This window comes from Bacillus sp. LR_5, from assembly GCF_042709275.1.
Genome location: NZ_JAVAXX010000014.1, coordinates 13,202 through 39,776, shown reverse-complemented (window position 1 = coordinate 39,776; position 26,575 = coordinate 13,202). Strand labels below are relative to the sequence as shown.

25 protein-coding genes are annotated in these 26,575 nt (G+C 44.3%); 15 read left to right on the top strand and 10 right to left on the bottom strand.

Annotated elements, in window-relative coordinates:
• The first annotated feature begins 115 nt into the window (after positions 1–115).
• From RAC86_RS05290 to RAC86_RS05275, 4 genes are all read left to right on the top strand, one after another.
• Positions 116–1,861 carry a phospho-sugar mutase gene (locus tag RAC86_RS05290; RefSeq protein WP_072565997.1) on the top strand — a complete coding sequence of 582 codons (1,746 nt, stop codon included), beginning with the start codon at positions 116–118 and terminating at the stop codon, positions 1,859–1,861.
• A gap of 150 nt (positions 1,862–2,011) precedes the next feature.
• Entirely contained in the window at positions 2,012–3,154 is a 1,143-nt protein-coding gene (locus tag RAC86_RS05285) for a GAF domain-containing sensor histidine kinase (RefSeq protein WP_072565998.1), read from the top strand.
• Entirely contained in the window at positions 3,151–3,798 is a 648-nt protein-coding gene (locus tag RAC86_RS05280; protein ID WP_072565999.1) for a response regulator, read from the top strand. The genes RAC86_RS05285 and RAC86_RS05280 overlap by 4 nt, the downstream gene beginning before the upstream one ends.
• Positions 3,795–4,319 carry an NADPH-dependent FMN reductase gene (locus RAC86_RS05275; protein WP_014113176.1) on the top strand — a complete coding sequence of 175 codons (525 nt, stop codon included), beginning with the start codon at positions 3,795–3,797 and terminating at the stop codon, positions 4,317–4,319. The genes RAC86_RS05280 and RAC86_RS05275 overlap by 4 nt, the downstream gene beginning before the upstream one ends.
• Positions 4,320–4,333: 14 nt before the next feature.
• Here RAC86_RS05275 and RAC86_RS05270 read toward each other — a convergent pair whose 3' ends face one another.
• Positions 4,334–4,576 (bottom strand): YhdB family protein, encoded by a 243-nt coding sequence (locus RAC86_RS05270; RefSeq protein WP_003224139.1) that lies wholly within the window; start codon positions 4,574–4,576, stop codon positions 4,334–4,336.
• A gap of 200 nt (positions 4,577–4,776) precedes the next feature.
• Here RAC86_RS05270 and RAC86_RS05265 point away from each other — a divergent pair, with 200 nt between their 5' ends.
• Complete coding sequence (locus tag RAC86_RS05265) at positions 4,777–5,100, top strand: YqzG/YhdC family protein (protein WP_014113177.1); 324 nt, start codon at positions 4,777–4,779, stop codon at positions 5,098–5,100.
• A 43-nt stretch (positions 5,101–5,143) separates the two neighbouring features.
• Here the strand turns inward: RAC86_RS05265 and lytF are convergent, their stop codons facing one another.
• From lytF to RAC86_RS05250, 3 genes are all read right to left on the bottom strand, one after another.
• Positions 5,144–6,583, bottom strand: a complete 1,440-nt coding sequence (lytF, locus tag RAC86_RS05260) for a peptidoglycan endopeptidase LytF (protein WP_072566000.1) — start codon at positions 6,581–6,583, stop codon at positions 5,144–5,146.
• A 151-nt stretch (positions 6,584–6,734) separates the two neighbouring features.
• Positions 6,735–7,175, bottom strand: coding sequence for a nitric oxide-sensing transcriptional repressor NsrR (gene nsrR, locus RAC86_RS05255; protein ID WP_072566001.1), 441 nt, complete (start codon positions 7,173–7,175; stop codon positions 6,735–6,737).
• Between the two features lie 112 nt (positions 7,176–7,287).
• Complete coding sequence (locus tag RAC86_RS05250) at positions 7,288–8,814, bottom strand: mechanosensitive ion channel (protein ID WP_072566002.1); 1,527 nt, start codon at positions 8,812–8,814, stop codon at positions 7,288–7,290.
• Positions 8,815–8,978: 164 nt separating this feature from the next.
• On the opposite strand from RAC86_RS05250, the gene spoVR reads away from it, so the two are divergent.
• A complete protein-coding gene (gene spoVR, locus RAC86_RS05245; protein WP_041520906.1) occupies positions 8,979–10,385 on the top strand; it encodes a stage V sporulation protein SpoVR in 1,407 nt (468 codons plus the stop codon).
• A 30-nt stretch (positions 10,386–10,415) separates the two neighbouring features.
• Here the strand turns inward: spoVR and phoA are convergent, their stop codons facing one another.
• The gene (gene phoA, locus RAC86_RS05240; protein ID WP_072566003.1) at positions 10,416–11,801 is read right to left on the bottom strand and encodes an alkaline phosphatase PhoA; all 1,386 of its coding nucleotides are present in this window, start codon (positions 11,799–11,801) and stop codon (positions 10,416–10,418) included.
• Between the two features lie 528 nt (positions 11,802–12,329).
• Between phoA and lytE the strand changes: the two genes are divergently transcribed.
• A complete protein-coding gene (gene lytE / locus RAC86_RS05235; protein WP_014113182.1) occupies positions 12,330–13,343 on the top strand; it encodes a peptidoglycan endopeptidase LytE in 1,014 nt (337 codons plus the stop codon).
• A 68-nt stretch (positions 13,344–13,411) separates the two neighbouring features.
• Here lytE and citR read toward each other — a convergent pair whose 3' ends face one another.
• On the bottom strand, positions 13,412–14,287 hold the full coding sequence (gene citR / locus RAC86_RS05230) for a transcriptional regulator CitR (protein ID WP_014113183.1): 876 nt from the start codon (positions 14,285–14,287) through the stop codon (positions 13,412–13,414).
• 108 nt (positions 14,288–14,395) lie between these two features.
• On the opposite strand from citR, the gene citA reads away from it, so the two are divergent.
• The 4 genes from citA (at position 14,396) to RAC86_RS05210 (ending at position 19,564) form a co-directional block, all read left to right on the top strand.
• Positions 14,396–15,496, top strand: a complete 1,101-nt coding sequence (gene citA, locus RAC86_RS05225) for a citrate synthase CitA (protein WP_072566004.1) — start codon at positions 14,396–14,398, stop codon at positions 15,494–15,496.
• Positions 15,497–15,569: 73 nt separating this feature from the next.
• Complete coding sequence (locus RAC86_RS05220; RefSeq protein WP_014113185.1) at positions 15,570–16,439, top strand: SDR family oxidoreductase; 870 nt, start codon at positions 15,570–15,572, stop codon at positions 16,437–16,439.
• 253 nt (positions 16,440–16,692) lie between these two features.
• Positions 16,693–18,090 carry a branched-chain amino acid transporter BcaP gene (gene bcaP, locus RAC86_RS05215; protein ID WP_014113186.1) on the top strand — a complete coding sequence of 466 codons (1,398 nt, stop codon included), beginning with the start codon at positions 16,693–16,695 and terminating at the stop codon, positions 18,088–18,090.
• A 118-nt stretch (positions 18,091–18,208) separates the two neighbouring features.
• Positions 18,209–19,564 (top strand): sodium-dependent transporter, encoded by a 1,356-nt coding sequence (locus RAC86_RS05210; protein ID WP_061188263.1) that lies wholly within the window; start codon positions 18,209–18,211, stop codon positions 19,562–19,564.
• Between the two features lie 34 nt (positions 19,565–19,598).
• Here RAC86_RS05210 and pdxR read toward each other — a convergent pair whose 3' ends face one another.
• Entirely contained in the window at positions 19,599–21,008 is a 1,410-nt protein-coding gene (pdxR, locus tag RAC86_RS05205; protein ID WP_072566005.1) for a MocR-like pyridoxine biosynthesis transcription factor PdxR, read from the bottom strand.
• A gap of 109 nt (positions 21,009–21,117) precedes the next feature.
• On the opposite strand from pdxR, the gene RAC86_RS05200 reads away from it, so the two are divergent.
• Positions 21,118–21,546 carry a GNAT family N-acetyltransferase gene (locus RAC86_RS05200; RefSeq protein ID WP_061188265.1) on the top strand — a complete coding sequence of 143 codons (429 nt, stop codon included), beginning with the start codon at positions 21,118–21,120 and terminating at the stop codon, positions 21,544–21,546.
• A 35-nt stretch (positions 21,547–21,581) separates the two neighbouring features.
• Here RAC86_RS05200 and RAC86_RS05195 read toward each other — a convergent pair whose 3' ends face one another.
• The 3 genes from RAC86_RS05195 to sigM are packed head-to-tail and all read right to left on the bottom strand — an operon-like array spanning position 21,582 to position 23,417.
• Complete coding sequence (locus RAC86_RS05195) at positions 21,582–21,872, bottom strand: anti-sigma-M factor (protein ID WP_003224169.1); 291 nt, start codon at positions 21,870–21,872, stop codon at positions 21,582–21,584.
• Entirely contained in the window at positions 21,860–22,936 is a 1,077-nt protein-coding gene (locus tag RAC86_RS05190) for an anti-sigma factor (protein WP_072183560.1), read from the bottom strand. The genes RAC86_RS05195 and RAC86_RS05190 overlap by 13 nt, the downstream gene beginning before the upstream one ends.
• Positions 22,926–23,417: an RNA polymerase sigma factor SigM gene (gene sigM, locus RAC86_RS05185; RefSeq protein WP_003224177.1), complete on the bottom strand. Its 492-nt coding sequence runs from the start codon at positions 23,415–23,417 to the stop codon at positions 22,926–22,928. The genes RAC86_RS05190 and sigM overlap by 11 nt, the downstream gene beginning before the upstream one ends.
• Before the next feature lie 196 nt (positions 23,418–23,613).
• Between sigM and RAC86_RS05180 the strand changes: the two genes are divergently transcribed.
• The 3 genes from RAC86_RS05180 to RAC86_RS05170 all read left to right on the top strand — a co-directional run bounded on the left by RAC86_RS05180 (position 23,614) and on the right by RAC86_RS05170 (position 26,572).
• The gene (locus RAC86_RS05180; protein ID WP_014113192.1) at positions 23,614–24,609 is read left to right on the top strand and encodes an aldo/keto reductase; all 996 of its coding nucleotides are present in this window, start codon (positions 23,614–23,616) and stop codon (positions 24,607–24,609) included.
• Between the two features lie 134 nt (positions 24,610–24,743).
• Positions 24,744–25,343 carry a 1-acylglycerol-3-phosphate O-acyltransferase gene (locus tag RAC86_RS05175; protein WP_003224182.1) on the top strand — a complete coding sequence of 200 codons (600 nt, stop codon included), beginning with the start codon at positions 24,744–24,746 and terminating at the stop codon, positions 25,341–25,343.
• Between the two features lie 101 nt (positions 25,344–25,444).
• Complete coding sequence (locus RAC86_RS05170) at positions 25,445–26,572, top strand: NAD(P)/FAD-dependent oxidoreductase (protein WP_072566006.1); 1,128 nt, start codon at positions 25,445–25,447, stop codon at positions 26,570–26,572.
• Positions 26,573–26,575 lie beyond the last annotated feature (3 nt).

Here is a 26,575-nt window from a genome sequence, read left to right as displayed (position 1 = left end):
CTCAGCCCGTTATTTCTTTTTACGTGCCGAAAGTGCCAGACCTCAGGTTAACAAGTGACAGAGGCACCCGCTTCATATAAAATAATGGCATAAGCTGATACATAGGAGGACGAATATGACTTGGAGAAAGAGCTATGAACGTTGGAAACAGACAGAAAATTTAGATCCGGAACTTAAAGAGCGCCTCACTGAATTAGAGGGGAATGAACAGGCTCTTGAGGACTGCTTCTATAAAAACCTTGAATTCGGTACCGGCGGAATGCGCGGAGAAATCGGCGCCGGGACGAATCGGATGAATATTTACACTGTGCGCAAAGCATCAGCCGGGTTTGCGGCATACATCTCGCAGCAAGGTGAGGAAGCGAAAAAACGGGGCGTTGTCATTGCTTATGATTCCCGCCATAAATCGCCGGAGTTCGCGATGGAAGCGGCAAAAACACTTGCGACACAAGGCATCCAAACATACGTCTTTGATGAGCTTCGCCCGACGCCGGAGCTGTCATTCGCTGTCAGACAGCTGAACGCCTATGGGGGAATTGTGGTAACGGCAAGCCATAACCCGCCTGAATATAACGGCTACAAAGTATACGGGGATGACGGCGGCCAGCTGCCTCCAAAGGAAGCGGACATCGTCATTGAGCAGGTAAACGCGATTGAAAATGAGCTGACGATCACAGTCGACGATGAAAATGCGTTAAAAGAAAAGGGCTTAATCAAGATCATCGGTGAAGACATTGATAAAGTCTATACAGAAAAATTAACGTCCATTTCCGTTCATCCTGAATTATCCGGAGAAGTAGATGTAAACGTTGTTTTTACACCGCTGCATGGAACTGCAAATAAACCGGTCAGACGCGGTCTTGAAGCACTTGGTTACAAAAATGTAACGGTTGTTAAAGAACAGGAGCTGCCGGATTCAGACTTCTCTACTGTTACCTCTCCAAACCCGGAAGAGCATGCGGCATTCGAATATGCCATTAAGCTCGGGGAGGAACAGAACGCAGATATTCTCATCGCAACAGATCCTGACGCTGACCGTCTCGGTATAGCAGTGAAAAACGAACAAGGCCAATATACAGTACTGACAGGAAACCAAACCGGTGCGCTGCTGCTTCATTACTTGCTTTCTGAAAAGAAAAAACAAGGCATCCTTCCTGACAACGGTGTCGTTCTCAAAACAATCGTCACAAGTGAAATTGGGCGTGCGGTCGCTTCTTCATTCGGTCTTGATACGATTGATACGCTGACAGGCTTTAAGTTTATCGGTGAAAAGATTAAGGAATACGAGGCATCAGGCCAGTATACCTTCCAATTCGGTTATGAAGAGAGTTACGGTTACTTAATTGGGGATTTTGCCCGCGACAAGGATGCCATTCAGGCGGCGCTTTTGGCAGTTGAGGTTTGCGCCTTTTATAAAAAACAAGGAATGTCATTGTATGAAGCGCTCATCAACCTCTTTAACGAGTACGGCTTTTACCGTGAAGGGCTGAGATCCCTGACGCTGAAAGGAAAACAGGGGGCAGAGCAAATTGAAGCGATCCTTGCTTCCTTCAGACAAAATCCGCCGCGAAAAATGGCCGGCAAACAGGTTGTGACAGCCGAAGATTACGCTGTAAGCAAACGGATGCTTTTGAAGGAAAACAAAGAAGAAGCGATCGACTTGCCAAAATCAAATGTACTGAAATACTTCCTGGAAGACGGGTCTTGGTTCTGCCTTCGTCCTTCCGGAACTGAGCCGAAGGTCAAATTCTATTTCGCCGTAAAAGGAACCTCTTTAGAAGACAGTGAAAAGCGTCTTGCCGCTCTTTCTGACGATGTAATGAAGACGGTAGATGACATTGTAGAGGCTACAGCAAAATAATTCGAGTATAAGCTGGATCATTGTAAATGATCCGGCTTTTTTCTTCTTCTCATTCAAAAGTCTGAAAGAAAATCCTCCCTCAAGCGAAGTAGAGACATACAAAAAACTGGTATAATCTAAAATAACAAGACCAATGCCGGAGTGAGAAATGTGAGCAAAACGAGGATGGAAAAATTAAAAACGCTGAAAACGATTGCGGAAACCTTAAATCAAGGGCACGATGTCAAAGCAACACTGGATGAGGTTTTAAAAGAATTGCTGAGTCTGACGAACCTTCAATCCGGCTGGATTTTTCTGATCGAAGAAGACGGGTCCTATACGTTAGCGGCCGACGCTTATCTGCCCCCGGCTTTAAGCCGTAAGGAAAAAGTGCTGATGTGCGAAGGGGAGTGCTACTGCCTGACAAAATTCAATAACGGAGGGCTTAGAAGGGCGGCTAATATCATGAACTGCAAGCGCATAGAATCAGCCAAGGAACTGCACTGTTTTGACACAGAAGGGATTACCCATCATGCAACTGTGCCCTTAGAAGACGGGGACAGGAGATTCGGGTTGTTAAATGTAGCGTCGGCCGGAAAAACCATGTTTGATGAGGAAGAGCTGCATTTACTCGAATCTGTTGCCTTTCAGATCGGAACGGCAATTCAGCGCATGAAGCTTTCTGAATATAAACAAAAAAATGTTCTTTTAATGGAACGCAACCGCCTCGCTCAGGAGCTTCACGATTCTGTCAATCAAATGCTGTTTTCCGTCAGTTTAACTGCCAGAGCGGCAAAAATACTGACAAAAGATGAGAATTTGCAGCAGATGATTGATTTCATTCAAAACCTATCACAAGACGCGCTCGCAGAAATGAAAGCGTTAATTTGGCAGCTTCGCCCCGGAGGATTGGAAAAAGGGCTGTCTGAAGCCATTAAAAGCTATGGCGCGCTCATTGGATTGAATGTCATTTTTACACAAAAAGGCTGTCCTGTTCTTACCGATGAGCAGGAGCATATGCTATGGCGTGTTGTTCAGGAAGCTTTAAATAACTGCAAAAAGCACGCCGGAACTGGTACGGCGTATGTCAGTCTGACTGCTTCTTCGTGCCATGCGGAGCTGAGTATCATCGATCATGGGGCAGGGTTTTGCTATGAAGCGCATGAAGGTCTGCCTTCACTCGGCATCAAGGGTATGAAAGAACGGGCGGAAAAAGCAGGGGCGGAGTTTTTGATTGAGTCAGAACTTGGAGCGGGGACAAAGCTGTCCATTAGGCTCCCGCTTACCAATCAGAAAGGAAGGACAGTGCAATGAAAATTGTAATTGCGGATGACCACCATGTTGTCAGAAGAGGGCTTCGCTTTTTCTTTGCCACCCAGGGTGATATTGAAGTTGCAGGCGAGGCGGCAACCGGAACAGAAGCTCTTCGTGTCATCGAAGAGACAAAACCTGATCTTGTGCTGATGGATCTGTCTATGCCTGAGATGGACGGCATTCAAGCCATAAAAAAAGCAGTACAGCAATTTCCGGGGATCAATATCATTGTGCTGACGAGCTACTCCGATCAGGAGCACGTCATCCCCGCGCTTCAGGCAGGTGCGAAGGCGTATCAATTAAAGGATACGGAGCCCGAGGAATTGGTGAAAACACTAAGACAAGTGCATGCCGGCCAATACAAGCTTTCTTCAGCTATTATGCCCCATGTGCTCACACATATGAGAAATCAGCATGGTTCGGAAAAAGAAAAATTTTATCAATTAACACGCAGGGAAAAGGACGTTCTGAACGAAATTGCGAACGGGAAAAGCAATAAAGAAATCGCGGCAGCCTTGTTTATTTCAGAAAAAACAGTGAAAACCCATGTGTCAAATCTTTTAGCAAAGCTTGAAGTGGCAGACCGCACGCAAGCAGCGCTTTTCGCAGTGAAATATAACTTGAATGGAGAGATTACGAAATGAACATGTTAGTCATAAACGGTACGCCTAGAAAACATGGAAGAACGAGAATTGCCGCATCCTATATTTCAGCGCTGTATCACACGGACTTAATTGATCTAAGCGAGTTTATATTGCCGATTTTTAACGGAGAAGCGGAGCAATCTGCACTTTTGCAGGTACAGGAGCTTAAGCAGCGCGTCACTAAAGCGGATGCAATTGTCTTATTATCTCCTGAATATCACAGCGGCATGAGCGGCGCTTTAAAAAATGCGCTGGATTTTCTAAGCAGCGATCAATTCAAATATAAGCCCGTGGCATTATTGGCAGTGGCGGGAGGCGGAAAAGGCGGCATCAACGCGCTGAATAATATGAGAACGGTAATGCGGGGTGTCTACGCCAATGTCATTCCGAAGCAGCTCGTGCTTGATCCCGTGCACTTTGATATTGAAAATGCTGAAGTGACGGAAAAAATAAAGGTCAGCATAAAAGAGCTTGTCGAAGAACTCAGCATGTTCGCAAAAGCAGGAAATCCCGGCGTCTGAACGCCGGGATTTGTTTATGTGAGCAAGGCTAATTGATCTTCGTAGGTCAGCTCTGTGGCATGATCAATATAACGGAGAAGGGAATACAGCATCTTTTCAAGAACGGCGTAATCCTGTTCAAAATGATACGCATGCAGAAAATGTTCGATTCGTTTTGATAACAAATCATCCTCTGTACGCACCATTAAAATTAATAAATTATCCCATTGAGAACGATGGGTGTAATACAGCGCTTTATCGTAATCGGCATAATCCATGAATCGCTTCTCCTTTCTTGTGTGAGAAGTTCATGATTAGTTTATGCCGCATCCCATGTTATTGACGGGGCAAAACTTGGCGTCTGCGGCAGTACAGGGATAGCAATATGAGGGAGACATAAAATCAAAATGCCTGAATGAAGCTGTCGCTTTTGGAAAACCTATGATAGAACATAATCTGGGTACAGGAGACTGAAAACATGAAATCTCTGCCGTATACCATTGCGCTTCTTTTTTGCGGATTGATCATCTTGTCAATGGCCGCAAAAGGACATTCAGCGGACACAGACGAGTCCGTTCAAAAGTGGGAACAGCTCGCCTGGAGCAAAATTCAGGATGAATATAAGGGCGCTTCATTTTCTGATTACGCTTATATGGGGCGGACCGAGGTGAATGATGAGCAGACGAAAGATGTTTTTCGGGTGACGGTCAGACAGAAAGCTGATACCTTTTCTGTTCGGGCCGAAGTCTATTTTCATCCGGTGACAAAGCATATGATCAGCATCAACGTCTTTAGGCTCTAATCAAAAAAACTGTACAGCCGCTAAGGCCATACAGTTTCTGTTTTTAGAAATATCGTTTTGCACCAAGATAGCGCTGTTTCCAGTAAGAGTTGTTCATACTGGAAATGACAACTCCGGAATCGTTGGCATTAATGAATTCCCCGTTTCCAAGATAAATTCCGACGTGGGAAGGGCCGGCTTTATATGTTGTAAAGAAAACGAAGTCTCCGACAGCAGGCTGGCTGACAGATTTCATTGTGTTCCAATATCCGGCTGCCGTTAATCTAGATACGGATGTAACTTTGTTCAGTGCATAGTAAATGAATCCGCTGCAGTCAAACCCGGCCGGTGTCGTGCCTCCCCAGCGATACGGAACCCCAAGCTGCTCTTTAGCGGCGGCAATCATTGTGTTAATCTTCGCGCTTGTTGAGCTGGAAGTGCTTGAAGAACCGGATGAAGAAGAGGATGAAGATGAAGCTTTTCCGGTAATGACCAGCTTTTGGCCAACCTGCAAGACATCTGTTTTTAAATTGTTTTTCTCCCGAATCTGCTGAGCTGTTACATTAAACTTTTGAGCAATCACCCATAAGGAATCGCCGCTTTTCACCGTGTATGTAGTCGTCGTGCTTGAGCTAGCATTTGACGAAGAAGACGATGATGATGAAGTGCCTGAAGATGCTTGACCTGTCAGCTTCAGCACTTGCCCGACGTACAGCATGTCTGATTTCAGATTATTGCTGTTTCGGATTTGCTGTACAGTCAGGTTATAGTTGTTTGCAATTTTCCAAAGTGAATCTCCGCTTTTTACAGTATAATTCTTTGTTGCTGAAGTTTGGCTCGAATTGGATGAAGTGTCTTTGGAAGACGTATTAGAGCCGCTTGATTTTGTTTTCAACACTTGATTCACATAAATGGTGTCTGATTTTAAGTTGTTCAAGACCTTCAATTCAGCGACGGACATATTGACTTTGTTTGCAATTTTCCAAAGCGAATCTCCAAGCTGCACCTTGTATGTTCCGGTAGAAGATGAAGAGCTTGAGCTCTTATTGGAACTGCTTTTTGTACTGGAACTAGAGCTTGAGCTTGAAGAAACCGTACCGGCTACCTTTAATTTCTGACCTGCACGAATCATGTCGCTGCTTAGTCCGTTTAATTTTTTCAGTTCCTGCACCGTCATTTTATACTCATTTGCGATCAGCCAAAGTGAATCTCCGCTTTTCACTGTGTAAACAGAACTTCCGCTCTTCTTGGTTGTTGAGCTTGAAGTAGATGAAGTGCCTGAATTGCTGTCCGGAATGGTAAGCGTCTGGCCGATAGACAGAACAGTAGTCGAAAGATGGTTGGCGGATGTGATAGCCGCCACACTTGTGTTGTAGTTTTGGGCCAGTTTCCATAAAGAATCTCCGCTTTTGACCTTAATCGTTGCTGCTTCAGCTGGTGTCACTGCTAAAGTTGTACTGACAATCGCAGATGCTGTCAGCCCTGCTGCTAATTTCTTTTTCATCTGAGCTCTCCTTTTTCCCCCAATGATTATGAATATGCTGTTTCTTTTTTATATCGGCAGGTTCGCCCCATCGTTTTGCCTTTTTTGAAAAACAGCCATATTATCTTAACAAAAAGGGGGAAAAAGGGCATAAAAAAAGAAGGAATCATGATCATTCCTTCATTCCTAAAAGCTTCATGATGTCTTCTTTGTTTTTGACAAGGTCGCGCAGTGTATAGTTGTCCAAAACCGCAAGATAGGCCATAAGCGCTTCATTCAGCACATGTTTTAAGCCGCACACCGGGGAAATAACGCAGAGATTCTTGTTTACATCAAAACATTCAACAATATTAAAATCGTCTTCCGTTTTTCTGACAACCTCACCGATGTTGATGTCTTCAGGGTCCATGCCTAAGCGGATACCGCCGCCTCGTCCGCGTATTGTTTCTACATAGCCGAGCTGGCCGAGCCTGTATATCACTTTCATGAGATGATTTTTTGAAATAGAATACGTTTCGGCAATCTGTTTTATATTCGAAAGTTCTCCGGGACGTTCTGCAGCCAGAAAAATCAACACTCTTAATGAGTAATCTGTATAATTTGTTAACTTCATAATAAGACCTCGTAATAAGACATTTTCTATATCTTATCATAATCGATTGAAAAATGAAAAAAAAGGAATTTTCCATTAAAAAACGTGTACCCTGCTGGGTACACGTTTTTGATTACATGTTATTCGGCGGATTTTGGTTTTTACGGTTCTTGTCAATTTCGGTGTTTTGCATTTTACGTTCAAATGCAGACAGATAACGCGATGCAAAATCCTTTCCGCCAAGGCCAAAGGATAAACCGAAGGCGAGTGCGAAGCCGCTAAGCACGATGATGAACGCGGAATTGACGATTGTGGCAGCGACACCAAGCTGGTCAAGGGCCATAAAGAAAGCAAGTGCGATAACCGTATATTTAGCAATCGCCGCTAAAGACTTGAATTCCTGGCCTTTGATTGTGCTTGCGAGCACTTTTCGCACCAATTCCCCGGCGTAAAGGCCGATGCCGAGAATGAATACAGCGACAAGGACATTCGGCAGATACGCGATGATGCCAGTCGCAATCTCTACGAGAAAGTGCAGCTGAACAATTTGCAGCGCCTCGGCTGTAAACAGCAGAATGACAATGATTTGCGCAATCATACCGACAACTTGAGACAGGGACAGCTTGGCAGGCGTTCCTGTTTCCATGCCCATTTTTCCTAATACAGAATCAAAGCCTGCGCGATGGAGGAGTCCGGACACCATGGTGTTTACCCATTTTCCTGCCCACATACCCGCTAAAACAAGCACGATGGCAATGATGATGTTCGGAAGCATGTTTAAAATGGTATTCAGCATAGAGACAGCCGGTTTCGAAATGCCGGCGACATCCAGCTGGTCAAGCGCTGAAATGACAACTGGTATTAAAATCAGCACATAAGCGATTGTTCCGATGACTGCAGAAAGACTTGTATCTTTTAAGTAAATAGATAAACCCATACGTGCGGCGAATCTTTCCGTACCGATGCTTGCAAGGAAATTCGTAATGATGTCACGTACAAGACGGGCAACAAGCCAGCCGATTAAAACGATAAGCGCGGCGGCAAATAATTTCGGCAGAAAAGCAAGCACGCTTTCCATCATATTTGTAAACGGACCTGAAATGCCACTGATTTTCAAAGAAGATAAAACCCCTGGCAGGAAAACAAGCAACACGAGATAAAAGACAATTTGCGAAGCGGCATTGACTGCCTGATGAATATCTTTTCCTTCAGACACCAAATTCCACTTGCGCAGCTTGTCACTCGTGTTCAGCTTCATCCCGATTTTTTTAACAAGGAAGCTCAATACAGAGGCTGCAGCCCATCCTAACAGCAAAATGAGTCCAGCCTTTAGCACACTCGGGATAGCTGCTGTAATTGCGGAAAGCATGCTGACAAACGGTGACGCCACTGATGTCAGGTGCAAAATGTTAAAGAATAAAATAAAGACGATAATCAATGCGATAAAATAAACGACCTTGCTTATGACTTTTTCTGAGGAATAGCGTGATGGCTTTTTCCCAGCAAAGAGCTTGTCGTCAATTTTTGTTTTTCTGAGCCCTTTGTAAACCGCCTTTTCAATGATTTTAGCGATAGCCCATCCGATTAATAAGACGAGTAAAGCAATGATTAAGTTTGGCAGCTTACTGAGATAAGAAGAAAGCATGTCTGCTACATTCAATTGGTATCGCTCCTTTTTTTCGTAATATGGTGTGTTTTTACCCACTGGCACAATCGGCAAACAGCTGAATGTGCCGAGCGAATTTTTTTCTGCCCAAGCGAGGCTATCATCTTTTGTCAGGCGGGCTCATACATTATAGATAAGTCCAAGTAGGGGGGATTCGGTTGAACGCGGAGGAGAAGAAGGGATTACAGCGGGCAATTGAGGAAATTACCGAAATTGCAAAAGGATTCGGCCTTGATTTCTACCCGATGAGATATGAAATCTGCCCGGCTGAAATTATTTATACATTCGGCGCGTACGGGATGCCGACAAGATTCAGCCACTGGAGCTTCGGGAAGCAATTTCACAAAATGAAGCTGCATTATGATCTTGGATTAAGCAAGATTTATGAGCTGGTCATTAACTCAGATCCATGCTACGCTTTTTTGCTGGACAGCAACTCACTGATCCAAAATAAATTGATTGTCGCTCACGTTCTGGCCCATTGTGATTTCTTCAAAAACAACTGCCGATTCCAAAACACGAAGCGCGATATGGTGGAAAGTATGGCGGCAACGGCCGAGCGGATTAAACATTATGAACAGGTTCACGGGATAAAAGAAGTAGAAGCTTTTTTAGACGCAATCCTTTCGATTCAGGAGCATATCGATCCGTCTTTGGTCCGTCCGAAGCTCCTATGGAGTGTGGATGATGAGGAAGAGGATATTGAAGAGGCAGCGACGCCATACGATGATCTATGGTCTTTGGATGAAAAGAAACCGAAAAAACAAGTCAAAAAATCGAAAAAACCTTTCCCGCCGCGGCCGGAAAAAGATATTCTGCTTTTTATCGAGGAGCACTCCCGGGAGCTAGAGCCGTGGCAGCGTGATATTTTAACGATGATGAGAGAGGAAATGCTTTATTTCTGGCCTCAGCTGGAAACAAAGATTATGAATGAGGGCTGGGCTTCCTATTGGCACCAGCGAATTATACGTGAGCTTGATTTAACCTCTGATGAAGCGATAGAGTTCGCCAAGCTGAATGCAGGTGTCGTTCAGCCGTCCAAAACAGGCATCAATCCTTATTATTTAGGGCTGAAAATATTTGAAGACATTGAGGAGCGGTACAACAACCCGACGGAAGAAATGAAGAAAATGGGCGTGAAGCCTGACTCAGGCAGGGAGAAAATGTTTGAGGTCAGGGAAATTGAATCCGATATCTCTTTCATCCGCAATTACTTAACAAAAGACTTAGTTATGCGCGAGGATCTTTATTTGTTTCAAAAACAGGGCAGAGATTATAAAATCGTCGACAAAGAATGGAAATCGGTACGCGACCAGCTCGTGAGCATGCGGGTAAACGGCGGGTTTCCATATTTGACAGTAAACGACGGCGATTACATGAAAAATAACGAGCTCTATATTAAGCATTGGTATGAAGGCATAGAGCTGGATTTGAAATATTTGGAGAAAGTGCTCCCTTATTTATTTCAGCTTTGGGGAAGAAGCGTACACATCGAGTCTGTGCTTGAGGATAAGGAGGTCATGTTTTCGTACGATGGAAAAGGTGTTCACCGCAGGTATTTATAAAAAAAGAGGATGCAGCGTTCTGCATCCTCTTTATTTTCCTGTTTTTAACATCTTAAATATGATGTGTGCCTGATCGGTATTGTTAATCAGTCCGCGGAATTTTTCTTTTCCGGGGCCATACGCGTATACTGGTACTTCTTCGCCGGTATGATCGGTACTCGTCCAGCCGCTGTTAGATCGTGTGTTAAAAATCTTGATGATGGCTTTGTAGGCGCCTTTGCTTTTGTCAGCCTGTGCAGCAGCTTCAACACTTTTGATTTCTTCTGATGTAAATTTCAGATTTGTATAGCGGGCGAGCACATCTTTGACCGGTTTGCCTTCACTGATTTTTTTGGCCATAAATTCAGGCGTTTTTTTCGCGGAGAGAATCGGCTCCGCGTGCCAATTCTTTTCGCCGTTTGCACCAATGGCAAAGCCGCCGGTTGTATGGTCAGCAGTTGCGATGACAAGTGTATGTTTATCTTTTTTCGCAAAATCAATCGCGGCTTTATAGGCCTGTTCAAAATCTTTAACCTCGCTCATGGCTCCTACTGTATCATTGTCATGGGCCGCCCAGTCAATTTGGCTGCCTTCGACCATCAAGAAAAATCCTTTTTTATTTTGGTTCAGGCGGTCAATTGCTGAAACCGTCATGTCTTTGAGAGATGGTGTTTTGCTGTCACGGTCGAGTGCTTTAGCAAGCCCTCCGTCTGCGAAAAGCCCGAGCACCTTCTGATCTTTATTTTTCTTCAGTGCTTGTTTTGTTGTTACATAGCTATAGCCGGCTTGTTTGAATTCCTTCGTCAAATTTCTGTCCTTGCGGTTAAAATACGATTTTCCGCCGCCAAGCAAAACGTCTATTTTTTGTTTGCCTTTTATTTTGTCATCCATATAGCTATTGGCGATTTGGTCCATGTTTTTCCGTGATTCATTGTGGGCGCCATATGCGGCTGGAGTGGCGTGGTTAATTTCAGACGTTGCGACAAGCCCTGTTGACTTGCCTTGCTGTTTGGCCTCTTCAAGTACTGATTTTACTTTTTTCCCGTTTTTATCGACGCCAATTGCATTGTTATATGTCTTAACGCCTGTCGCTAATGCTGTTCCGGCAGCTGCTGAATCTGTAATATTATAGTCAGGGTCATCCGGGTGCGTCATCATCATGCCTGTCAGGTTCCGGTCAAACTCCGTTAACTTCGGGTTATTCGGTGTTTCACCGTTATTTTTTAGGGAACGGTAGGCGTTTATGTAAGGAGTCCCCATGCCGTCACCGATCATCACAATGACATTTCTGATCTCGGCTTTGTCTTGTTTTTTGGCGCTAGCCGTTTCGGTTTGCTGCAGCTCGGCTCCGGCAAAGATCCCAGCTGTAAGGACAGAAACAGCGGCGATTGGCAAAAGTTTTGATTTCATGTTTTGAAACAAATTCATTTTTTGCATGCCTCCTTTAATGTATTCTGTTTATCATGTTAGGGAAATTTTGTTAAACGCGGCTGTTGATCGTGTAAACATTAAGTAAAGCATTGTAAGGAAATGAAAAACGTCGTTTCGTTATTTTGCCTTAGTTGGTTCAAAGCATTCATTTTTCAGAAAAATCTTTACCTCTCTGTCCTTGCATGATATGTTTGTTTAAATAAAAAAACTGCGGATAACCGCAGCTTTCCTCGTATATTCTTTATCACACATTCTTCCATAAGTGAGTGGACCCCGAAAGCTTTTCATTTATTTCCTTTATATTGAAAAACATCCCAAAAAACATGACAAAAGCACTCGTTTTTTGTCACCTTTGAAATGAAAATGAAATATTTAATACCCTTAAAAACTTTTTTTAGGAACGAATAATTAAGAAATTTGTCGCATGAAGTCAAGACTATTTCTGTTGGGAATCTATCCTTATAATAGAAAACAATAAGATTAATTTAAAAAAAGAGATACATATATATAGATTTAACATTTGGGGAGGAAAATATGAAAAAGCAAATCATTACAGCTACGACAGCAGTTGTTTTAGGATCGACATTATTTGCAGGAGCGGCATCTGCACAAAGCATCAAGGTGAAAAAAGGCGACACTTTATGGGATCTTTCAAGAAAATATGACACTACGATCAGTAAAATTAAATCAGAGAACAACCTTCGCTCAGACATCATTTATGTAGGGCAGACTTTATCGATTAACGGCAAATCTACAAGTTCAAAAAGCAGCAGTTCTTCATCATCTTCTACATACACAGTAAAGAGCGGGGACAGCCTTTGGAAAATTTCGAAAAAATACGGCATGACAGTCAATGAACTGAAAAAACTGAATGGCTTAAAGTCAGACTTGCTTCGTATCGGACAAGTCCTGAAACTGAAAGGTTCAGCAAGTTCAAGCAGCTCAAGCTCATCAAGCGTATCAACATCTTCAAGTTCAACTTCAACTTATAAAGTGAAGCGCGGGGACAGTCTGTCTAAAATCGCAAAGCAATACGGCACGACCGTTAGCAAATTAAAAAGCTTAAACGGCTTAAAATCAGATGTAATCTATGTCAACCAAGTGTTGAAAGTAAAAGGAACAAGCACAAGCTCAAAACCTGCTTCTTCCAGTTCTTCATCATCTTCAAGCAGTAAAGCATCATCTACCACATCACTTAATGTGAGCAAGCTGGTTTCTGATGCCAAAGCGTTAATCGGAACGCCATACAAATGGGGCGGAACGACAACTTCCGGCTTTGACTGCAGCGGATTCATTTGGTACGTGCTGAATAAACAAACAAGTGTGGGCAGAACAAGCACTGCGGGATACTGGAGTTCTATGAAGAGCATTTCCAGCCCGTCTGTCGGAGATTTTGTCTTCTTCACAACATATAAATCCGGCCCTTCCCACATGGGAATTTATGTCGGGAACAACAGTTTCGTACATGCAGGATCTGACGGCGTACAAATCAGCAGCCTGGACAACAGCTACTGGAAGCCTCGTTACCTCGGTGCGAAAAGATTCTAATTTTAAAGGAAACCCGTTCATTGGAACGGGTTTTTTCATTAGACGGAGCACATCCGTGTTGGTTGCTCCTAAAAATGAAAATGTGATAGAAAATCCAAGAATTTTTTTTCTTTCTTATTTTCATAAAGGGCGATTGCGTAAGCGCCGGCATAGGGCAACTGTATTGATTGATAAGGGATTCTGATCATCTGTTTCTCTGCCAATTCACGCTTTACTGTAGATAAGGGCAGAAATGAAACTCCAAGTCCTTCCTTGATAAACCGTTTCGTTATATGTGTTTGTGTCACTTTCATTGTTCTCACAAATGGAAATGTCACTCTGACTTGACGGAGCAAGTCGTCCCAGTAATCAGGATGATTGTGGGTCAAAAGCAGGTACTGCTCGAGCACCTCTTTGGCATCAATTTCTTTGTCATCTATGAAACGCTGATCAGGGGGGGCAACAAGGACAACAGGGTCTTTATATAAACAGTGGCAGGTTAAAGAGGAAGACTGTACCTTTAAACAGCTCAGTCCGATATCTGCTTCCCCGGCTTTAATCTGCGACGCGATTTCTGCTGATTCGAAAATCGTAACTGCCATTTCTGTTTCCGTATTCATCGCTGTGTACCGCTTCATGACAGAAGGAAGCACAGTATCTGCGATAAGCGGAGAAACCGCGAGCTGTAAGGTTTGAGAGTAGCCTTGTCTCACTCTGTGAAGCTCTGCCATGCTGTTTTCGTAATCATCGAGAAGCCGCAGCGCATACGGCAAATAAGCCCTGCCTTCATCAGTCAGCTGGATCTGCCTGCCTTTTCGCTCGAACAGCTTGCAGCTGATTTCTTTTTCTAATTGCTTGATATGTACGGTCACAGTGGGCTGAGATAAAAAAAGCGTTTCCGCTGTTTTTCGGAAGTTTTCATATTTCGCAGCGGTCACAAAGGTGTGAAGCCATTTGAAATCCATTTCTATTCTCCCTCTGATTAATATTTTTAATTAATTCCCTTTAAAATATTCAATATTTTTTAAATATTATATTTACTATAATAACAGAAAAGGATAGGGGGAATACAAATGGTACATTACGGATTAAAGGGAATTACATGTGTGGAGACATCTATCAGCCATATTGATGGTGAAAAAGGCCGTCTGATTTACAGAGGTCATCATGCAAAAGACATCGCGCTGAATCATAGCTTTGAAGAAGCCGCTTATTTGATTTTATTTGGAAAACTGCCGTCACCTGAAGAGTTGCATACATTTGAAGATAAGCTGGCTGCGGAGCGGCACCTGCCGGAACACATCGAGCGCTTGATTCAGTCACTGCCAAACAAAATGGACGACATGTCGGTGCTGAGAACGGTTGTTTCAGCATTGGGGGAAAATGCATACTCGTTTCAACCAAAAACTGAAGAAGCGATTCGGCTGATTGCAATCACGCCTTCTATCATTGCGTACAGAAAACGATGGACGCGCGGTGAACAGGCAATTGCGCCATCTTCCCAGTACGGACATGTCGAAAACTACTATTATATGCTCACAGGTGAACAGCCTTCAGAGGCAAAAAAGAAAGCGCTTGAATCATATATGATCCTGGCCATGGAGCACGGCATGAACGCATCCACTTTTTCGGCACGGGTCACATTATCCACAGAGAGTGATTTAGTGTCTGCCGTCACTGCTGCTCTCGGCACGATGAAAGGCCCGCTGCACGGAGGCGCTCCTTCTGCGGTAACAAAAATGCTTGAAGACATTGGAGAAAAAGAAAATGCTGAAGCATATATGACAGAAAAACTCGAAAAAGGAGAGCGCCTGATGGGATTTGGCCATAGGGTGTACAAGACGAAGGACCCGCGGGCAGAAGCTTTGCGGCAAAAAGCAGAAGAGGTGGCCGGTAATGACCGCGATCTTGATCTTGCGCTGCATGTAGAAGCAGCAGCGATTCGTTTGCTTGAAATCTACAAACCGGGACGTAAGCTGTATACAAATGTTGAATTTTATGCGGCGGCTGTCATGAAGGCGATTGATTTTGAGGATGAATTGTTTACACCGACCTTTTCAGCAAGCAGAATGGTAGGATGGTGTGCCCATGTGTTGGAGCAGGCAGAAAACAACATGATCTTCCGTCCATCAGCGAAATATACAGGCTTCATTCCTGAAGAAGTTCTTTCTTAACATATTTTGTCGTTTATTCGCTTCTATGGCGTGGTAACGTTCAGTATCAACCACATGTCTAGGAGTGATGAATATGAACCCAATGGACAGACAAACAGAAGGGCAAGCGCCGCAGCATCAGGACAGACAGCCGGGCATTGAGTCAGAAATGAACCCGCTGCCTCTGTCAGAGGACGAGGACTATCAAGGGAGCGGAAAGCTGAAAGGAAAAGTCGCGATCATTACCGGGGGCGACAGCGGAATAGGGAGAGCAGCTGCTATTGCGTTTGCTAAAGAAGGGGCTGATGTCTCCATTCTATACTTAGATGAGCATTCGGACGCAGAAGAAACGCGTAAACGGATCGAAAAGGAAAATGTCCGCTGTCTGCTTATCCCGGGAGATGTCGGGGACGAGAACCATTGTGAACAAGCTGTGCAGCAAACCGTAGACCATTTTGGCAAACTTGATATATTGGTGAACAACGCCGCTGAACAGCATCCGCAGGACAGCATTCTCAATATTTCAACAGAACAGCTGGAAAAAACATTTCGCACAAATATTTTTTCCATGTTTCATATGACGAAGAAAGCTTTGCCTCACTTGAAAGAGGGGAGTGCAATTATTAATACGACTTCGATTACCGCTTATGAAGGGAATACGGCGTTAATTGATTACTCCAGCACAAAGGGTGCGATTGTCTCCTTTACGCGATCCATGGCAATGTCGCTTGCGGATAAAGGCATCAGAGTGAATGCGGTAGCGCCCGGCCCGATTTGGACACCGCTTATTCCGGCGACATTCCCTGAGGAAAAAGTGAAACAGCACGGTTTGGATACCCCAATGGGAAGGCCGGGACAGCCGGTTGAGCATGCAGGCGCCTATGTCCTGCTGGCATCTGACGAATCTTCCTATATGACAGGGCAGACCATTCATGTGAATGGCGGCCGTTTTATTTCATCATAATCAACGAAAACCAGCATGATGGCTGGTTTTTTTATGTTAGGAGAAATTTAAAAATAAAAAAAATGTCGATTTTTCTAACAATTCTGTTTTCATTTTTGTGATTTTATATATAATATTGAATAGGAGAAAGGAATGATTTGCGACCGGTACAAATAGAGTAGAAAAAAAGAAAAATGACCAATGTCGCTCATGAATTCAGAAAATTCAAATAAAATATATAAAAATAGATCATTAGTCTAGGAGTTGAAGGGGAATGAAAGGGAGCGTATTTAGGAAGAAAAGCATTCAGGATTTAATTGCTGCGACGAGTGGTGAAAAATCTTTAAAAAGAGAATTAGGGGCATTCGATTTAACATTGCTTGGAATCGGAGCCATTATTGGCACAGGGATTTTTGTGCTGACGGGAACAGGTGCAGTCACGGCCGGTCCTGGGCTGACCATTTCATTTGTTGTGGCGGCGCTGGCTTGTTTATTCGCCGCCCTGTCTTACGCAGAATTTGCTTCAAGTGTACCTGTTTCAGGTTCGGTGTATACATTCACTTATGCGACATTGGGTGAGCTCATGGCCTTTATTATCGGGTGGGATTTAATTTTGGAATACATGCTGGCGGTAAGTGCAGTGTCAGTCGGCTGGTCTGGTTATTTCCAATCGTTTTTATCAGGGCTCGGCATTCATCTTCCGGTTGCTTTAACAGCGGCACCGGGGGCAGTGAAAGGCACCTTTACCATGTTTAATCTGCCTGCATTCGTCATTGTAATGGCGATAACGTTTTTGCTTTATTTAGGCATTAAAGAATCAAAAAGAGTCAACAACATCATGGTCATCTTGAAAGTGCTCGTCGTTCTGCTGTTTATCGCTGTGGCAGCCGTTTACGTGAAGCCGCATAACTGGCAGCCGTTTATGCCGATGGGCTTTGGCGGCGTATTCAGTGCAGCTGCGCTCGTATTCTTTGCTTTTATCGGATTTGATGCTGTATCCTCTGCTGCGGAAGAGACGAAAAATCCTGCGAAGGATCTGCCTAAAGGCATCATATTCTCTTTATTGGTTTGCACGATTTTATATGTCACCGTATCAGCGATCATGACAGGGGTTATCCCGTTTGCTCAGTTTGCGGGTGTGGATCATCCGGTTTCTCTCGTTCTTCAAAGCGCCGGGCAAAACTGGGTGGCAGGCATCATTGATATTGGCGCCGTTTTGGGAATGACAACCGTTATGCTCGTGATGCTTTATGGACAGACACGCGTCATGTTTGCCATGTCGCGTGACGGACTGGTGCCTGGCTCACTTTCTAAAGTACACCCAAAGCACAAAACACCTTATGTGGCCACTTGGTTTTTCGGAACGATGTCGGCGCTTCTCGGCTCACTTGTTCCGCTGGATGAACTTGCAAAGCTGGTAAACATCGGGACGCTGTCAGCGTTTGTGCTGATTTCTGTGGCAGTTATCGTTTTGAGAAAGAAACAGCCGGATCTTCCGAGAGCCTTTAAATGCCCAGGGGTTCCAGTGATCCCAGGCCTGGCGATTCTGTTCTGCCTGTTCTTAATTTTAAATCTTGGATGGGTGACGATTGTACGCTTCCTTGTGTGGCTGTTAATCGGCTTGGCAATCTATTTCCTGTATTCAAGAAAGCATTCAAAATTAAATCAATAATCTTTCGATAAAAGAGAGCGGTGATTCAGGCCGCTCTCTTTTATATTCTTGATCATGAATATATAGAAATGAAGACAAAAATAAGAGATAATATAGGCTGGAAAGGAAGTGACGTTTATTGTCTGAGCAAAAACCAGTCCAATGGGCTTCGAAAATCGGTTTCGTCATGGCAGCCGCCGGCTCGGCCATCGGCTTGGGCGCGATATGGAAGTTCCCTTATGTAGCGGGAACCAATGGAGGAGGAGCCTTTTTTCTTATCTTTGTGTTATTTACCATCCTCTTAGGCTATCCGCTTTTAGTGGGGGAATTTCTTTTTGGAAGACGGAACCAGACGAATGCCATTGATGCATATAAAAAAGAAGCGCCGCGAACAGCTTGGTTTCTTACAGGGTGGGTCGGCGTAGCCGCATGTTTCTTAGTACTGTCGTTTTACAGTGTAATCGGAGGATGGATTTTGCTGTATATCTTGAAGACAGCATCAGGTTCACTGTCCGGACTTTCTCAAGCGCAGTATGGCACCCTTTTTGCTTCTATTATCCAAAATCCGGTGCAGACGCTCGCGGCTCAGTTTGTATTTATGGTGCTGACTGTCTTGGTAGTCGCCAGAGGGGTTCAAAAAGGGATTGAACGGGTCAGCGCGGTGATCATGCCGATTTTGTTTATATTGTTTATTCTTCTCGTTCTTCGGTCTCTCACACTTAATGGTGCGATGGAAGGCGTGAAATTTTTGCTTGTGCCTCATTTCGGCGATCTGACTCCGGAATCCATATTATTCGCGCTGGGACAGGCCTTCTTTACGTTAACACTGGGGGTTTCGGTGATGGTGACTTACAGCTCTTACTTGCCGAAAACACAAAATGTCCCTCGTTCGGCAGCCTCCATTGTCGTGATGAATATCATTGTGACACTCTTGGCGGGTTTGGCCATTTTTCCGGCAGTTTTCTCATTCGGCTTTCAGCCAAATGAAGGTCCGACACTGCTATTTACAGTGCTTCCGGCCGTATTTGAACAGCTTCCGTTCGGCACACTGTTTTTTATCGGCTTTCTCGTTGCGTTTTTATTTGCAGCCTTAACCTCAGCGTTTTCGATGGTTGAAATTATTGTCGCCACAATCGGAAAAGGGAACGAAAAGAAGAGAAAAAAACTGTCATGGGCGAGCGGGCTTTTGATTTTCTTGGTCGGAATCCCTTGCTGCTTGTCGTATGGTGTATTGAGCGATGTCCACATATTTGGTAAAACGTTTTTTGACATTGCCGATTTTACCGTCAGCAATGTTTTAATGCCATTAGGGGCTCTGTTAATTTCTCTTTTTATCCCGCTCAAAATTTCGAAGCGCGAGCTCTGGGAAGAAATGAGAAACGGATCAAATGCAGGTAAAGCATTCTTTTACACATGGTTTTATTTGCTTCGTTTTATCGTGCCATTAGCCATTATTATTGTATTCTTAAATTTAATCGGGATTTTATCCTTTTAAAAAACAAGCTCCGTTTCCGGAGCTTGTTTTTTATTTAATAAGACGATATCAACGGTGCCCATGCCGTTTTCAGTTTTTCGATACCGAGCCTGATGTCCCCTTCTGACAAACCGCCATAACCGATTAAGACAGAAACAAATGGCGGCTGTCCTTTATATGAGGGGGATACGGGATAGATGGTTACGCCGTTGTCGGCGGCAGCTTTAATCGCTTCTTCTTCACTGACTGGAAACAAAAGCCGCAGCAGGATGTGAAGCCCGGAGTTTTTACCGAGAATCTCAACGCTGTTTCCCAGTTCAGAGCGTATGGCATCTAACAGAACAGCATGTTTTTTTCGGTATAAGGCTCTCATTCTATTTACGTGCTTTTGCCACTCTCCGCTTTCGATGAAGTCTGCCAGTGCCATTTGCGAGTGGAAAGAGACCGTTTGCTTCATTAATAGAGCGTTGTTTCTGACCGGTTCCATGAGTGCAGGGGGCAGAATCATGTAGCTGAGCCGCAAGGAGGGCAAAAGTGATTTTGAAAAAGTGCCGAGATATATGACTCTGCCATTCGGATCAAGACCCTGCAAAGACGGAATAGGCTGGCCGCTGTAACGAAATTCTCCATCGTAATCATCCTCTATAATGAACGAGTTTGCTTCTTTTGCCCATGCCAGCAGCTCCTGTCTGCGGGTTATCGTCATAATGGTCCCAAGCGGGAACTGATGCGAAGGAGTCGTATACATGAGATACGGATTGTGGCGTTTAAGCTCACCCAACAGGACGCCTTCTTCATCAGAACAAATCGGAATGACATTCATGCGATTTGCTTCAAACATCCTTCTTGACCGGTGAAAACCCGGTTCTTCAAAACCGATTTTTGTTCCTGGTTCAATCGTAAGGCAAAGAATTTGCAGAAGCACGGTTGTTCCTGCGCCAATAATGATCTGTTCGGGCTCACAATTTACACCTCGTGACATTCTGACGAAACGGGCAATCATGTGCCTGAGTTCAGGTTCTCCTTGTGGGTCGCCAGAGGTGTGGAACGATCCGGAATAGCGATCCAGACTTTTTGCCGTACTTTTTCTCCAGGCGTTAAAGGGGAAGTGGACATGATCAACATTGCCTTGATGAAAGTCAATAGCAGGTGCTTTATTTTCATGTATGACCTGTCGCATAGACTGCTGAAAATGGTCAGGAGCCGCCGGGAAGTCTGCTTCTACTCCCGCCGCGAACCAGCCGATTTTTGGCTTGCTTTTGACATAGCCTTCAGCAGTTAATTGCTCGTAAGCACGTTCGATTGTTGCCGTACTGACACCGAGCGAGCCGGAGAGCCTGCGTTTTGACGGAAGCTTTGTTCCCTTCGTGATTCGCGCATGTGAAATTTCTTGTTTGAAAAAGGTATAAAGCTGCTCATACAGCGGTGTTTTGCTTTTTTTATCAAGAAACGGCGTGATATCCATCTCATATCTCCTTTGTATCTGGCATGGTCAACTTTTCTAATATTGGCTATTTGGCAAATGCCATTTATTCGCTATGATCATTGTAACGAAAGGAAAGGGGATTGAGAAGATGATTCATATGAAACAACTAACCACGAAAGAAGAATGGGCCGAGTCGTATCCGGTAATGAGTGAATTGAGAACAGAACTGGATGAAGAGACATATTTACAAAGGCTTGAAGCCTGTGTGCAGAAAGAATCGTATATGCTGTTTGCCTTATATGAGGATACAGCAATCAGGGCGCTGTGCGGCGCGCTGCCGAGAGTTTCCATTCATAAAGGGGAGCACTTATGGATTGCGGATCTTGTGACAACCGCGCCTTGCCGATCAAAGGGATACGGCAAAATGCTTTTAGATTATGCCGCAGACTGGGCGAGAAAAGCCGGATTTGGCTTTGTCAGTCTTTCATCTGGCCTTCAGCGTAAAGACGCACACCGGTTTTATACAGACAAAATGGGTTTTACTATAGAAAGCTACCTGTTTCGAAAGCAGGTGTAATTAAAAAAAGACGCCTGAAGAGGCATCTTTTTCTTTTAAAAGCCAAACTGTAAATTGGTATCTACAGATACAATGGTATACACACAAATGATCACAAAGAGATTCAAGATGACGCCGAGCAGGCCGGGGCCTGTGCGTCCTCTCTTGATGAAGAGTTCAATAACGCCAAACGGAACGGCAGCCATGGCGAACGGAAGCATTTGATAGGAATAAAATGTGACGTTGCTGATAATCGCCAAATTCAGTAAGAGCAGGGACAGAACCGCTGTCCCGACAGAGATCCAGCCGAATACATTGTGTTCTTTAAAAATTCTTACCAGTTCCATAATTCCACCTCGCCGACATTCGCTGATTTTACAGATTTGTTTTTCAGCATGCGCTGGATTTCCTTGGTTGGTCCTGTAACGACCGAACCGTATACATTGACACCGTTTTTCTCGACATAATCCAATCGGTTATCCACATTCAGGTCTTTTCGTTTTGAAATGACCTGCGCCCATTTTTCGTGCTTGGACATGAATTTCAGGGCGTTGATAAACTGATCGCCATTTGACTTGCCTTTTGTATTAAGTGCGGCCAAGAACTTTGAATCCTTCCCAGGATAGCCAAGAGGTTCTGTGTACACTGTCTCATTTGTATTTTTCTCTGTTTCAATTGCATTCCACAAGAAGCTCACATCATAGCCTTTGAACTTGTTATACACTTCTTTTGTCGGGTATGCACGGTCATATGAAAGATAGACCTCGGAAACCGTTCCTTCAGGTAATGTCTTTAACGTTTTTTCTGCTTTTGCAGTTGTTTGTTCTGATGCATTTGATGGGTGTGTAAAGTAATGGCCGGTTTTATTCACTTCTAAGTCATAGTAGTTAACGGCCGGCGCTTTCACTTTATCATAAAACATTTCAACCCGTTCATTCCCTACGGCAGCTGTCTTCGTGCCGATTTGCTTTTGCAGCGGGAATTCCGTATTCATGCCAAACAGCTTTACCTGGCTTTTCAGTCCGGATGTATCGACAAGAACATTCGGCATGGTCAGGGCTACAGTGACTGCGGCGGTTTCCATAAACTCATTGCCAGTGCTGTGTTTTCCTCCCATTCCGTAATAGAGGTAGCTTCCCAGCGTACAAAGCGGCAAAATCATCAATGTCGAAATGACGGCAAGTACAGAAATTCGCAAATAAGACTTGCGTTTGCCGTAGGCTAAAATCGCTTTTTGTTTTTCAGGACTGATGCTGACATCCCAATCGTTATCGTCCTCTAGCTCGCTGTCAATCAGTTCCTGATACACTTCTAGCTTCTCAAGTTCTTCCTCAAATGCGGTCATTTCCTGGTCGCTCATTTCCCCATTTTTATATTGATCAAAACGCTTTTTAAATTCTTCATTCATCATTAACACCTCTATTATAAAGTGCTTTCAGCCGCTGTCTGGCGCGAAATAAAACACTTTTAAAATTCGCCTCTGAAATATTCATAATATGGGATGCTTCTTTGTAATTTAACTCTTTTAAATAATATAGCGTTAAGGCCTCCCGATAATTATCGGGGAGCTCGGACATATAACCAGTCAGCACTTCCTTTATCTCTACCTGATGGGCAGGGCTCTGAACAGCATTTTGAAAGAGGCTCCCGATCAAGTCATCAGATATGGTTACTTCTTTCTTATGCTTTCTGACGTAATCAATGAAGGCGTTTCGCGCCACTTGAAAAAGCCAGGGCTTTACTTTGCTGTGATCATAGGAGTGAATGTGTATGTATGCCCGCATAAAGGTTTCCTGCAGCAAGTCTTCGGCAAGATGCTTGTCTTTAGTCATGGAGAGCAGGAACCTATAAACATCATTCATGTACATTTGGTAAATTTCATCGATCGTCACTGCCTTTTCTCCCCTCTATCTTATACACGCATAAGAAAGGTTTAAAGTTGCACATTACGTGCAAACGGCTTTTTTATACCTAATCAAACACCATTCCTATATAGTAACCAAAAATGGCCGCGAAAGATAGTACCGAGAAATGTTTAACATTTTTGCCAGAGGGGAAAAGATAGTGAAAAAGTGAAGGAGTGGCATAATGGAATATACCAGTATTGCAGATACAGGAATCAAAGCCTCCAGAATCGGCCTCGGTACATGGGCGATTGGCGGAACGATGTGGGGAGGCACTGACGAAAAAACATCCATCAAAACAATCCGCGCCGCTCTTGATCAGGGGATTACACTGATTGACACCGCGCCGGCTTATGGCTTCGGGCAGTCCGAGGAAATCGTCGGCAAGGCGATCAAGGAGCACGGCAAAAGAGATCAGGTGATTCTCGCAACGAAAACGGCTCTGGACTGGAAGAACAACCAGCTGTTCCGTCACGCGAACAGAGCGAGAATCATAGAGGAAGTCGAGGCTTCTTTGAAGCGGCTTCAAACGGATTATATTGATCTTTATCAGGTGCATTGGCCTGATCCGCTTGTGCCAATTGAAGAAACGGCAGAAGTAATGAAGGAATTATATGATGCGGGGAAAATCCGGGCGATTGGCGTCAGTAATTTTTCAGTTGAGCAAATGGATACATTTCGCGCCGCTGCACCGCTTCATACGGTACAGCCTCCATATAATCTGTTTGAAAGAGAAATCGAAGAGAATGTTCTTCCGTATGCGAAAGACAAACAGATCACAACGTTATTATACGGCAGTTTATGCAGAGGGCTGTTAACAGGAAAAATGACCGAAGAGTATCCATTTGAGGGCGACGATCTGCGAAATCACGATCCGAAATTCCAGAAGCCCCGCTTTAAAGAGTATCTTTCCGCTGTCAAACAATTGGATGAGCTGGCGAAGACACGTTATGGAAAATCAGTGATTCACTTGGCCGTCAGATGGATCTTAGATCAGCCGGGAGCGGATATTGCTCTTTGGGGAGCAAGAAAGCCTGAGCAGGTTGAGGCGGTATCAGAGATTACAGATTGGACGCTGAGCAGTGAAGATTATAACAACATCAATGCCATATTAGAAAATACGATATCAGACCCGGTCGGGCCGGAGTTTATGGCACCGCCGACCAGGGAGGAAATATAACAAAAGCTGAGGGTGAATCCTCAGCTTTTTAGCGTTTTAACCGGAGAAATCATAAAAATTAGTACCAGGTAATAAAAAATGTTGTTATAATAAGTAACAGTAAGAATCATTGATTACGACAAAGGAAGTGCGATATGTATAAGTTTTGTGCAAATGCTTTAAAAGTTATTCTTTCTCTTCGCGGAGGAGTGAAGGTGTATAACAAAGAAAACCTTCCGGCCGATTCAGGTTTTGTCATCGCGTGTACACACTCCGGCTGGGTTGATGTGATCACACTCGGAGTCGGGATTCTTCCTTATCAAATACACTACATGGCGAAAAAAGAGCTTTTTCAAAATAAATGGATCGGTTCGTTTCTGCAGAAAATTCATGCCTTTCCGGTAGATCGGGAAAATCCCGGGCCAAGCAGTATTAAAACACCGATTAAGTTGCTGAAAGAAGGAGAGATCGTCGGTATCTTCCCAAGCGGAACAAGAACCTCTGAGGACGTGCCTTTGAAAAGAGGTGCGGTGACGATTGCGCAAATGGGGAAAGCGCCGCTCGTTCCCGCTGCTTATAAAGGGCCCTCAAGCGGAAAGGAATTGTTCAAAAAAGGAAAAATGAAGCTTATTATCGGTGAGCCTCTTCAGCAGGCTGATTTTGCCCACCTGCCGTCAAAGGAAAGACTTGCAGCTATGACAGAGGCTTTGAATAACAGTATTAAAGAACTTGAAAAGAAGCTTGAGCAGTTATAAACCATCAGTACTTCTACTCACTAATTTCCCGATTGTTTATAAGTTCCTCGGCAATTAGCTATACTAATTGAGGAATTGACTATTGGGAAAGGTTACGGAAAATGAAAAAAATCATCGTAGTCGGAGCTGGAATTCTGGGAGCGTCAACTGCATATCAGTTAGCCAAAATGGGGGCTGAGGTTCTTGTTATAGATCGGAAAGATAAGGGACAGGCCACCCATGCGGCGAAAGGTATTATTTGTCCGTGGCTGTCACCCAGGCAAAATCAGGCGTGGTACAGAATGGCAAAGGCAGGAGCACACTTTTACCCCAGCTTCATAGAGGAGCTTAGAAAAGAAGGCGAGAAAGAAACGGGTTATGCTCCTGTTGGTGCTCTTAGTATCCATCACGAGAAAGAAAAGGTAGAGAAAATTGAAAAACGGGTGCAGGAACGCAAACAAGATGCCCCGGAAATCGGAGAGATTTCCTTTCTATCTGAAATGAAAACCGCTGGCATGTTTCCGCTGCTGGCTAAACGATACCATTCCATTCATATAAGCGGAGCTGCCCGAGTGGATGGCGAAGTACTGAGAGATGCATTAGTGCGTTCAGCTCAAAGAATGGGCGCCGTTTTTTTAACAGGCGATGCCAAGCTTAAATATCATGCGAAACGAGTGACAGGAGTAACCGTGAGTGATGAACGTTATGCTGCTGATGAGGTGATTGTTTGTGCAGGTGTATGGGCAGAGCAATTGCTGGAACCTTTGGGCATTCGCTTCAAAGTAAGCGTGCAAAAAGCGCAAATCGTATATGTGCAGGTTCCGGCCGCAAATGATATGGACAGCTGGCCGGCTGTGATGCCGCCTTCTAAGGAATATCTGTTAGCTTATGCTGACAAGAGAATAGCCATCGGAGCAACTCGTGAAGATGACATAGAAGGACATGATGTACGGATAACGGCCGGCGGGCTGCAGGAATTGTTGAACAAAGGTTTAGAAATGGCTCCTGGTTTAGCAAATAGCACCTTTCAAGAAGCAAGAGTCGGTTTACGCCCCTTTACACCAGGTGATGTGCCGGTGATCGGACCCCTTCCCGGCTGGGATGGGATCATAGCAGCAAATGGCCTTGGATCGTCAGGTTTGACAATGGGGCCCTATATGGGGCTGCAGCTGGCAAAGCTGGCTCTCAAAATGGATGTAGACATCAATTTAGAAGATTATGATATAAAAAAAGCAGCAGACGTTCATTGAACA

Bases quoted from the DNA above. Each gene is read 5' to 3' on its own strand.
- RAC86_RS05270 (WP_003224139.1), bottom strand. From the start codon at position 4,576: ATGGATTATGCCGATTACGATAAAGCGCTGTATTACACCCATCGTTCT.
- pdxR (WP_072566005.1), bottom strand. From the start codon at position 21,008: ATGGATATCACGCCGTTTCTTGATAAAAAAAGCAAAACACCGCTGTAT.
- RAC86_RS05170 (WP_072566006.1), top strand. From the start codon at position 25,445: ATGAAAAAAATCATCGTAGTCGGAGCTGGAATTCTGGGAGCGTCAACT.
- RAC86_RS05195 (WP_003224169.1), bottom strand. From the start codon at position 21,872: ATGGAACTGGTAAGAATTTTTAAAGAACACAATGTATTCGGCTGGATC.
- RAC86_RS05200 (WP_061188265.1), top strand. From the start codon at position 21,118: ATGATTCATATGAAACAACTAACCACGAAAGAAGAATGGGCCGAGTCG.
- phoA (WP_072566003.1), bottom strand. From the start codon at position 11,801: ATGCAAAAAATGAATTTGTTTCAAAACATGAAATCAAAACTTTTGCCA.
- citA (WP_072566004.1), top strand. From the start codon at position 14,396: ATGGTACATTACGGATTAAAGGGAATTACATGTGTGGAGACATCTATC.
- RAC86_RS05265 (WP_014113177.1), top strand. From the start codon at position 4,777: ATGAAATCTCTGCCGTATACCATTGCGCTTCTTTTTTGCGGATTGATC.
- RAC86_RS05280 (WP_072565999.1), top strand. From the start codon at position 3,151: ATGAAAATTGTAATTGCGGATGACCACCATGTTGTCAGAAGAGGGCTT.
- RAC86_RS05290 (WP_072565997.1), top strand. From the start codon at position 116: ATGACTTGGAGAAAGAGCTATGAACGTTGGAAACAGACAGAAAATTTA.
- lytF (WP_072566000.1), bottom strand. From the start codon at position 6,583: ATGAAAAAGAAATTAGCAGCAGGGCTGACAGCATCTGCGATTGTCAGT.
- RAC86_RS05275 (WP_014113176.1), top strand. From the start codon at position 3,795: ATGAACATGTTAGTCATAAACGGTACGCCTAGAAAACATGGAAGAACG.
- bcaP (WP_014113186.1), top strand. From the start codon at position 16,693: ATGAAAGGGAGCGTATTTAGGAAGAAAAGCATTCAGGATTTAATTGCT.
- lytE (WP_014113182.1), top strand. From the start codon at position 12,330: ATGAAAAAGCAAATCATTACAGCTACGACAGCAGTTGTTTTAGGATCG.
- RAC86_RS05190 (WP_072183560.1), bottom strand. From the start codon at position 22,936: ATGATGAATGAAGAATTTAAAAAGCGTTTTGATCAATATAAAAATGGG.
- RAC86_RS05220 (WP_014113185.1), top strand. From the start codon at position 15,570: ATGAACCCAATGGACAGACAAACAGAAGGGCAAGCGCCGCAGCATCAG.
- nsrR (WP_072566001.1), bottom strand. From the start codon at position 7,175: ATGAAGTTAACAAATTATACAGATTACTCATTAAGAGTGTTGATTTTT.
- RAC86_RS05180 (WP_014113192.1), top strand. From the start codon at position 23,614: ATGGAATATACCAGTATTGCAGATACAGGAATCAAAGCCTCCAGAATC.
- RAC86_RS05175 (WP_003224182.1), top strand. From the start codon at position 24,744: ATGTATAAGTTTTGTGCAAATGCTTTAAAAGTTATTCTTTCTCTTCGC.
- citR (WP_014113183.1), bottom strand. From the start codon at position 14,287: ATGGATTTCAAATGGCTTCACACCTTTGTGACCGCTGCGAAATATGAA.